At 70.5% G+C, this 9,583-nt stretch carries 7 protein-coding genes; 2 read left to right on the top strand and 5 right to left on the bottom strand.

The genetic code is table 11. The annotated features are described in order from the left end of the window. Positions 1-52 precede the first annotated feature (52 nt). Positions 53-376, bottom strand: a complete 324-nt coding sequence (locus tag SSBG_RS15445; RefSeq protein ID WP_008747034.1) for a (2Fe-2S)-binding protein — start codon at positions 374-376, stop codon at positions 53-55. Between the two features lie 605 nt (positions 377-981). Here SSBG_RS15445 and SSBG_RS15440 point away from each other — a divergent pair. Continuing rightward, positions 982-1,956: a helix-turn-helix domain-containing protein gene (locus tag SSBG_RS15440; protein WP_037869850.1), complete on the top strand. Its 975-nt coding sequence runs from the start codon at positions 982-984 to the stop codon at positions 1,954-1,956. A 350-nt stretch (positions 1,957-2,306) separates the two neighbouring features. Here the strand turns inward: SSBG_RS15440 and SSBG_RS15435 are convergent, their stop codons facing one another. From SSBG_RS15435 to dnaK, 4 genes are all read right to left on the bottom strand, one after another. Further along, positions 2,307-2,768 carry a heat shock protein transcriptional repressor HspR gene (locus tag SSBG_RS15435; RefSeq protein ID WP_008747032.1) on the bottom strand — a complete coding sequence of 154 codons (462 nt, stop codon included), beginning with the start codon at positions 2,766-2,768 and terminating at the stop codon, positions 2,307-2,309. A 2-nt stretch (positions 2,769-2,770) separates the two neighbouring features. Then, positions 2,771-3,976, bottom strand: coding sequence for a molecular chaperone DnaJ (dnaJ, locus tag SSBG_RS15430; protein ID WP_008747031.1), 1,206 nt, complete (start codon positions 3,974-3,976; stop codon positions 2,771-2,773). A 204-nt stretch (positions 3,977-4,180) separates the two neighbouring features. After that, complete coding sequence (gene grpE / locus SSBG_RS15425; RefSeq protein WP_008747030.1) at positions 4,181-4,855, bottom strand: nucleotide exchange factor GrpE; 675 nt, start codon at positions 4,853-4,855, stop codon at positions 4,181-4,183. Next, positions 4,852-6,699 (bottom strand): molecular chaperone DnaK, encoded by a 1,848-nt coding sequence (dnaK, locus tag SSBG_RS15420; protein WP_008747029.1) that lies wholly within the window; start codon positions 6,697-6,699, stop codon positions 4,852-4,854. Before dnaK ends, grpE begins: the two co-directional genes overlap by 4 nt. Before the next feature lie 575 nt (positions 6,700-7,274). Between dnaK and SSBG_RS15415 the strand changes: the two genes are divergently transcribed. Continuing rightward, complete coding sequence (locus tag SSBG_RS15415) at positions 7,275-9,551, top strand: (Fe-S)-binding protein (protein ID WP_008747028.1); 2,277 nt, start codon at positions 7,275-7,277, stop codon at positions 9,549-9,551. Positions 9,552-9,583 lie beyond the last annotated feature (32 nt).

Here is a 9,583-nt window from a genome sequence, read left to right as displayed (position 1 = left end):
GGCGCCGCTGCTGGGGGAAAGCGCCTGGCGATCTGTTCAACGGGGGAATCGCTCAGGCACTGCGGGGGGTGACGTAGGAGTCCGACCAGTCGGCGACCTGCTGGTGGTCGCGCTGATCGAGATTGACGAAAAGCATTCCGTAGCGCACCGCGCACCGTACGGGCTGCGGGGCACCGCGGGGACGGCGGAGACAGCGGTACGCCCGTACGTCCTCGGCCCCGTCCCGCACGACGACGATCGGTTCGCCGAAGAGGGTGACCATCAGCGAGTCGCCGTCCTGGGGGATCGCCGTGACGAGATCGATGAAATGCCAGCCGGAGCGATAGGCCGTGGCCATCTCCCGCCGGAAGGTGTGGTCGTCGGGCGGGGTCGTCATGCCTGGACCGTGCCCCAGGAGGGCTCTCCGGCCGGGGCGACGCCCCAGGACGGCTCACCGGCGGGAACAACACCCCAGGAAGGCTCACCCGCAGGCGCCACGCCCCAGGACGGCTCACCCACCGGAACAACACCCCACGAAGGCTCGCCCTTCTCGGCGGTCGCGTGGACGACACCCCAGGAAGGCTCACCCGCGGGAGCGACACCCCAGGAGGGCTCACCCACCGGAACAACACCCCAGGAAGGCTCACCCGCGGGCGCCACGCCCCAGGACGGCTCACCGGCCGGAACGACGCCCCAGGAGGGCTCCCCCTGCACAGAGGCCGGAACCACACCCCAAGAGGGCTCCCCCGGACGGGCGGAGGCACTCACGGACCCCGACGGCTGGCTTCCCCAGGACGGCTCACCCAGAGCCACCGCTCCGATGGCGAGCGCCGCCATGGCGGAAACGCAGAGCGTACGAAGCTTCATGGACATGACGGGCTCCCACCTCTGTGATTGGTATGTGAACGACCCCCGCCCTGCAACGATGGCCCAGGCAGGGCGCTTTCACTAGGAAACCCATGCATCATGTTCCTGTATTACATGAGCCTGAGGGGGGGACATATGCGGAGGAGGCCCCTCGAAAAGTCTCATTCCCATCCCCAGGAACCGCTCTGCGTCACTGGCCGTGAGCTGTACGCCGCCGCCCTGCGCTCCGGGCGTCTCAAACGCGAGGAACTCGCCGACGCCCCTTGCGTTCTCGACCTGGGGCTGCTGGCTCCCGACCCGGCGGAACCGGCGACCCTGCGCCCCGTCCAGCCGTCCACCGCCCTCGGCAGGCTGCTCCAGCCCCTGGAGAACCGCATCCTGCACAACCGCAAGACGGCGATCGCCCTCACCGAGACCCTGGAGCCCTTCATGGCTCTGAGCGGGCACGATCCGGCCAGCCAGGGCGTCACCGTGCTCGACGGACTCGACCGCATCAACTCCACGCTCGACCAGACCGTCGCCGAGTGCCGTGAGGAACTGCTCACCCTCCAGCCGGGCAGCGGGCGCGCCCCCAACCTCCTCGAAGACGCGCTGCGGCGCGTCGAGCCGTTTTTCGGCACCGGCGTGCGGATGCGCACCCTCTACCACCACACGGCTCGTCACCATCCCTCCACACTTGCCTACGTGGAGAGGACGATGCCGGAGGGAATCGAGTTCCGCACCATGGAACAGCTCCCGGAACGGCTCATCATCGTGGACCGGCGCGCGGCGTTCATCCCCATCAGCGACGACCGCAAGATCGCGCTCAAGATCGAGCACCCGGGTCTCGTCGGCTACCTCGCGGGCGTCTTCGATCAGTTCTGGAGCCTCGCGCGCCCTTGGTCCGAGGCGACCCCGGCCCCCGTGCCGAGCGGCATCACGAGCACCCAGCTCTCCATCGCCCGGCTGCTCGTCGAGGGCCACGTGGACGAGGCCATAGCCCGCCGGCTCGGCATGAACGTCCGTACCTGCCGCGCCCACATCGCCAAACTCGCCACCACCCTCGGCAGCGGCAGCCGCGCCCAGCTCGGCTACCTCATCGCCCAGTCCGGCCTCCTCGACACCCCATGAGCCCGCAGCAGCGGTAGCGCCCACCCCGCGACGGCGCCACAGCCGGGAACCGCACGACGGGGCCCGCGTGGCCGGGGACCGCACGGCGGGGGCCCAACGGATCAGGCCGATACACCCGGGGCCGCCACACCAGCGGCACGAACCCGCGCCCCGCCCCTCGTACGAAACACCCGCGCCGCCACGGGCCGGTACCGGCACCCGCCGGTCACCCCACCCGTCACCCCAGCCCGGGCACCCCAGCCCGGGCACCCCCGCCCACCCCACCCCGCGCCCACGCGGAAGGGCGGCGCCCCCGCGCGAGGTCCGCCTCGCGCGTACGGCACCGCCCAGGTGAAGCCCCGCCGGGGTCCTCAGTCCGCCGTGCTCTGCCCCCGCTTGTTCTTCGGGCGCCACACCACGAGCGCGCTCGACTGCTGCACCTCCTGGTACGGGACCAGGTCCCGCCGGTAGGAGGCGTGCACCTGCGCCTCGCGCTGCCGCAGTGTCGCCGCGGCGCCGTCGAGCGCCGCGTTCAGCTCGGCGATGTGCTGCTCCATCGCGCTGACCCGCGACTCCAGCTCGATGATCCGCTTGATACCGGCCAGGTTCACGCCCTCGTCCTGCGACAACTGCTGCACCTGGCGCAGGAGCTGGATGTCACGGGCCGAGTAGCGGCGGCCCCGGCCGGCCGCGCGATCGGGGGAGACCAGGCCGAGCCGGTCGTACTGACGCAGTGTCTGGGGGTGGAGCCCGGAGAGCTGAGCGGCGACCGAGATGACGTACACCGGTGTCTCGTCGGTCAGCTCGTACGGGTTCCTGCCTCGCCCGTCCATGGTCATGCTCCCTTCGCCGCCTCGAACAACGCCGCCCGCGGGTCCTCCCCGGCACTCGCGTCGCGGTAGGTCTCCAGGGCCTCCCTGGCACGGTCGTCGAGGTGCGCGGGAACCGCGACCTCCACCGTCACCAGGAGGTCCCCGCGCGAGCCGTCCTTGCGGACCGCGCCCTTGCCGCGGGCGCGCATCGTCCGGCCGTTGGGGGTGCCCGCGGGGAGTTTGAGGGTGACGGGCGGACCGCCGAGCGTCGGCACCCGCACCGTGCCGCCGAGCGCCGCCTCGCTGAAGGTCACGGGGACGGTCACCGTGAGGTTGTCGCCCTTGCGGGCGAAGACCGGGTGTTCCTTGACGTGCACCACCACGTAGAGGTCACCGGCCGGGCCGCCGCGCTCGCCCGGGGCGCCCTTGCCGCGCAGCCGGATGCGCTGCCCGTCCTGGACGCCCGCCGGGATGCGGACCTGGATCGAGCGGGCCGACTTCGCGCGCCCGCTGCCCTTGCAGACCTCGCAGGGGTCCTGCGCGATGAGCCCGCGCCCCTGGCAGTCCGCGCAGGGGTCGGTGAGCGAGAAGCCGCCGCTGCCGCCGCGCGAGACCTGCCCCGTGCCCACACAGGTCGGGCAGACCCGCGGGGTGCCGTTCTTGTCGCCCGTGCCGGAGCACGCCTTGCAGGGCTCCTGGCTGGACATCCGCAGCGGGACGGTCGCGCCGTCCACCGCCTCGGTGAAGGTGAGCGTCACCTCGGACTCGATGTCCTGGCCGCGCCGGGCGCGGTTGCGCGTCGTCCCCTGCGTCCCGGCTCCCGCCGTGCCGCCGCCCCGGTTGAAGAGCCCGCCGAAGACGTCGCCGAGGCCGCCGCCGAAACCGCCGCCCCCGCTGCCGCCGGGACCGCCCCCGAAGAGGTCGCCCAGGTCGAAGTTGAAATTGCCGCCCGCGCCACCGGCGCCCGCGCCGCCGGGACGGAAGCCGCCGCCCGCGAAGAGCGCGCGCGCCTCGTCGTACTCCTTGCGCTTCTTCGGGTCGCCGAGGACGTCGTGCGCCTCGGAGATCTCCTTGAAGCGGTCCTCCGCCCGGGTGTTGCCCTTGTTGGCGTCCGGGTGGTTCTCGCGGGCGAGTTTGCGGTACGCCTTCTTGATCTCCGCCTCGGTGGCGTCCTTCGGCACGCCGAGGACCTTGTAGTAGTCCTTCTCGATGAAGTCCTTCGTGCTCATCCCCGACGTCCCTCCTTCCGTGGCGGCGCGGCCCCGGGCCACGGCCCCCGCCCGGCCCGCCCGGCCATCTCCTGTTGTCCCGCTCCCGGGCGCCCGGCTCGCGCCGGCGCCCGTGCCGCTTCGAGGCGGCCGGCTCGCGTCCGGACCGCCTGACCGGTCCGCCCGGCCGGATCATACGATCCGGCCGGGCGTCTCCGGCTGTGCTCAGCCCTTGTCGGGGCCACTCTTCTCCTCGTCCGCCGAGGCCGCCTTCTCCTCGTCGGCCGGAGCCTGCTCCTTGCCGGCGGACGGCGCCGCGCCCGGCTGGGGCTCGGCGACCGCGACCCGCGCGGGGCGGATCGTACGCTCGCCGAAGCGATACCCCGGCTGGAGGATCGCGACGCACGTCGTCTCGGTGACATCCGGGGCGTAGGAGTGCATGAGCGCCTCGTGGATCGTCGGGTCGAAGGGCTCGCCCTCCTCGCCGAACTGCTCCAGGCCCATCTTCGCGGTGATGGACTCCAGCGAGTCGGCGACCGACTTGAAGCCGCCCGTCAGCTCCTCGTGCTCCCGCGCCCGGCCGATGTCGTCCAGCACGGGCAGGACCTCGCTCAGGAGGTTCGCGACCGCGAGCTCCTTCACGGCGACCCGGTCCCGCTCGACCCGGCGGCGGTAGTTCTGGTACTCGGCCTGGAGCCGCTGGAGGTCCGCCGTGCGCTCGCCGAGCGCCGTACGCACCTGGTCCAGCTGGGCCGTCAGGCCGGCCTGCTGAGCGTCCCCGCCCGGGGCGGGCCGCTCCTGCTCGGAGCGGCCCTCCTCGGCGGCGTCGGGGGCGGCGCCGTCGGAGACATCAGCGGGCTCGTTCTTCTCGTCGAAGCCCCCCGCGGTCTCCTCGCTCACGCCGCACCGTCCTTCTTGTCCTCGTCCACGATCTCGGCGTCCACGACGTCGTCGTCGGCCTTGGCACCGGCGTCGGCCCCGCCCGGAGCGGCACCCTCGGCACCGGCGGCCTGCGCGTCGGCGTACATCGCCTGGCCGAGCTTCTGCGAGACGGCGGCGACCTTCTCGGTGGCCGTCTTGATCTCGGCGGTGTCCTCGCCCTTGAGCTTCTCCTTGAGCTCGGTGAGGGCCTCCTCGACCTCGGTCTTGATCTCGCCGGGGACCTTGTCCTCGTTGTCCTTGAGGAACTTCTCGGTCTGGTAGGTGAGCTGCTCGGCCTGGTTGCGCACCTCGGCGGACTCGCGGCGGCGGTGGTCCTCGTCCGCGTACTGCTCGGCCTCCTGGCGCATCCGGTCGACCTCGTCCTTCGGCAGCGAGGAGCCGCCGGTGACGGTCATCTTCTGCTCCTTGCCCGTACCGAGGTCCTTCGCGGTGACGTGCATGATGCCGTTGGCGTCGATGTCGAAGGAGACCTCGATCTGCGGCACCGAGCGCGGGGCCGGCGGCAGACCGGTCAGCTCGAACATCCCGAGCTTCTTGTTGTACGCGGCGATCTCGCGCTCGCCCTGGTACACCTGGATCTGCACGGAGGGCTGGTTGTCCTCGGCCGTCGTGAAGATCTCGGAGCGCTTCGTCGGGATCGTCGTGTTGCGCTCGATGAGCTTCGTCATGATGCCGCCCTTGGTCTCGATACCGAGGGACAGCGGGGTGACGTCGAGGAGCAGGACATCCTTGACCTCGCCCTTGAGGACACCGGCCTGGAGCGAGGCGCCGATGGCGACGACCTCGTCCGGGTTGACGCCCTTGTTCGCCTCCTTGCCGCCGGTCAGCTCCTTGACGAGCTCGGCGACGGCGGGCATCCGGGTCGAGCCACCGACGAGCACGACGTGGTCGATGTCGGCGAGCGCGATGCCCGCGTCCTTGATCACGTTGTGGAACGGGGTCTTCGTCCGGTCCAGGAGGTCGGCGGTGAGCTGCTGGAACTGGGCGCGCGTGAGCTTCTCGTCCAGGTGCAGCGGGCCCTCGGCGGAGGCCGTGATGTAGGGCAGGTTGATCGTGGTCTCGGTGGACGAGGACAGCTCGATCTTCGCCTTCTCGGCGGCCTCGCGCAGGCGCTGGAGCGCCATCTTGTCCTTGCCCAGGTCCACGCCGTGGCCGTTGTTGAACTGCTTGACCAGGTAGTCGACGACGCGCTGGTCCCAGTCGTCACCACCGAGCTGGTTGTCGCCGTTGGTGGCCTTGACCTCCACGACGCCGTCGCCGATCTCCAGGAGCGAGACGTCGAAGGTGCCGCCACCGAGGTCGAAGACGAGGATCGTCTGGTCGTCCTTGTCGAGGCCGTACGCGAGCGCCGCCGCCGTCGGCTCGTTGACGATGCGCAGCACGTTGAGGCCCGCGATCTCGCCGGCCTCCTTCGTCGCCTGGCGCTCGGAGTCGTTGAAGTACGCCGGGACGGTGATGACCGCGTCGGTCACCTTCTCGCCGAGGTACGACTCCGCGTCGCGCTTGAGCTTCTGGAGGACGAACGCCGAGATCTGCTGCGGGTTGAAGTCCTTGCCGTCGAGGTTGATCTTCCAGTCGGTGCCCATGTGGCGCTTGACCGACCGGATGGTCCTGTCGACGTTGGTGACCGCCTGACGCTTGGCGACCTCGCCGACCAGCACCTCACCGTTCTTCGCGAAGGCGACGACGGACGGCGTGGTCCTGGCACCCTCGGCGTTGGTGATGACGGTGGGCTCGCCGCCCTCCAGAACGCTGACGACGGAGTTAGTCGTGCCCAGGTCGATGCCGACCGCACGTGCCATTTCGGGTCCTCCAGATGCTGACTTGAGTGGAACGGACTCAACCATGCAACAGCCCCCGCCCCCCTGTCAACAGACATGAGCCAGGCGCGCTCAACTCTTATCCAGCCCTTACGCGCAAGGAGCCCCCTGACGTGCCACGGAACGGGCCCCGGCCCGGCACGAGACACGGGCCCGACGCGGTGCGGCGCAGTGCGGCGCGGTGCGGCACAGACCCCGGCCCGGCGCGGGACAGCGCCCGCTCGCGCCCCCGCCGCCACGCGACGCGCGCCCTCACCGCCACGCGACCCGCACCCCCGCGCCACGCGACCGCCACCCCCGCGGCGCGCCGTGCGCCAGATCACGCGAGGCAAGAGGCCCATGCCGACGGAGAGTCGATACCCTCCCTACAGAACCGATTAAGTTACTGCTTAGTAAGGCAGCCCTTCCCGGGCCGCACCGGGCCTCCCGGCCCGCCGGGCCTTAGGCCCACCGACCGCCCGCACACCGGGCCACCCGGCCCACCGACCCCCGCACCTCCCCCTACTCCGCACCCCCAGTACCCCGCACCCCACCCGCGCAGGTTCGAGGAGCCCTCCATGCAGCTCGCCGCGATCATCGTGTCGCTGCTCCTGACCGTGGTCGGCGTGGCGCTCATCTCCCGAGCGATCGCGCAGATCGTCCAGCACGTACGGCTCGGCCAGCCGGTCCCGGCCGGCAGCCGCACCGACCGCTGGAAACAGCGTTCCCTCACTCTCGCGAGGGAATTCGTCGGTCACACCCGGATGAACCGCTGGGGCATCGTCGGTGTCGCCCACTGGTTCGTCGCGGTCGGCTTCCTCACCCTCGGCCTGACGATCGTCAACGCGTACGGGCAGCTCTTCCAGGCGGACTGGATCATCCCCGGGATCGGCACCTGGCCCCCGTACGAGGTCTACATCGAGTTCATCGCGCTCTTCACGACGCTCGGCATCCTCACCCTCATGGGCATCCGCCTGCTGAGCCTGCCCTCGCGCGCCGGGCGCAAGTCCCGCTTCACGGGCTCGAAGCTCGGCCAGGCGTACTTCGTCGAGTACGTCATCCTGATCATCGGCCTGGCGGTCCTCATGCTCCGCGGCCTCGAAGGCGCGATCCACCACGTGGACGGCTACGAGGCGGGCTACTGGGTCTCGTACCCCCTCGTCGCGGGCCTGCGCGACCTGGACGTCTCCACGCTCCAGAACCTCATCTACCTCACGGCGACGATCAAGCTGGGCGCCACGATGATCTGGGCGATCACCGTCGGCCTCAACACCAACATGGGTGTCGCCTGGCACCGCTTCCTCGCCTTCCCGAACATCTGGTTCAAGCGCAACGCGGACGGCGCCGTCTCCCTCGGCGCGCTCCGGCCCATGACGAGCGGCGGCAAGCCGATCGACTGGGAGGACCCGGGCGAGGACGACGTCTTCGGCGTCTCGCAGGTCGAGCACTTCTCCTGGAAGGGCCTGCTCGACTTCTCCACCTGCACCGAGTGCGGTCGCTGCCAGTCGCAGTGCCCCGCCTGGAACACCGGCAAGCCGCTGTCGCCGAAGCTCCTCATCATGTCGTTGCGCGACCACGCGCACGCCAAGGCCCCGTACCTGCTCGCGGGCGGCGGCAAGACGATGGAGGGCGAGGAGAAGGCGAGCGAGGAGCAGCTCAAGGACGTCCCCGCCGCGGCCCTCGCGGAGGCCGAGCGCCCCCTCATCGGGACGCTGGAGGAGAACGGCGTCATCGACCCCGACGTCCTGTGGTCCTGCACCACGTGCGGCGCCTGCGTCGAGCAGTGCCCGGTCGACATCGAGCACATCGACCACATCGTCGACATGCGCCGCTACCAGGTCATGATCGAGTCGTCCTTCCCCTCCGAGGCCGGGACGATGCTCAAGAACCTGGAGAAGAAGGGCAATCCCTGGGGCCTCGCGAAGAAGAAGCGCCTGGAGTGGACGAAGGAGGTCGACTTCGAGGTCCCCGTCGTGGGCGAGGACGTCGAGGACCTGACCGAGGTCGACTACCTCTACTGGGTCGGCTGCGCCGGCGCCCTGGAGGACCGCGCGAAGAAGACCACGAAGGCGTTCGCGGAGCTGCTGAACATCGCGGGCGTCAAGTTCGCGATCATGGGCGGCGACGAGAAGTGCACCGGCGACTCGCCGCGCCGCCTCGGCAACGAGCCCCTGTTCCAGCAGCTCGGCGCCGAGAACGTCGCGATGCTGAACATGGCCTTCGGCGAGGACGACGAGGACGAGTCCACGAAGAAGCCGAAGTCCGCGAAGAAGATCATCGCGACCTGCCCGCACTGCTTCAACACCATCGCGAACGAATACCCGCAGCTCGGCGGCGAGTACGAGGTCATCCACCACACCCAGCTGCTCCAGCACCTCGTGGACGAGGGCAAACTCGTCCCCGTCACGCCGGTCGAGGGCCTCATCACGTACCACGACCCGTGCTACCTGGGCCGCCACAACAAGGTCTACACGCCGCCGCGCGAGATCATCGCGAAGGTCCCGGGCATCCGCAGCGAGGAGATGCACCGCCACAAGGAACGCGGCTTCTGCTGCGGCGCGGGCGGCGCGCGCATGTGGATGGAGGAGCGCATCGGCAAGCGCGTCAACAACGAGCGCGTGGACGAGGCCCTCTCCCTGGACCCCGACATCATCTCGACGGCCTGCCCGTTCTGCCTCGTCATGCTGACCGACTCGGTCAACGGCAAGAAGAACGAAGGCCAGGCAAAGGAGTCGGTGCAGGTCGTGGACGTCGCCCAGCTCCTCCTGGACTCCGTCAAGACCCCCAGCGACCCCGAGCCCCCGGCCGCCGACGCCCCCGAGCCCGAGCCCGAACCGGCCCCCGCGGCCGGCTGAGCCCGACCGGCACGCGTCCCGGAAGGGGCGCC

Source organism: Streptomyces sp. SPB074 (assembly GCF_000154905.1).
Taxonomy (GTDB): Bacteria; Actinomycetota; Actinomycetes; order Streptomycetales; family Streptomycetaceae; genus Streptomyces.
The sequence above is the reverse complement of the archived record's forward strand: the minus strand, read 5'-3'. Positions and strand labels throughout refer to the sequence as shown.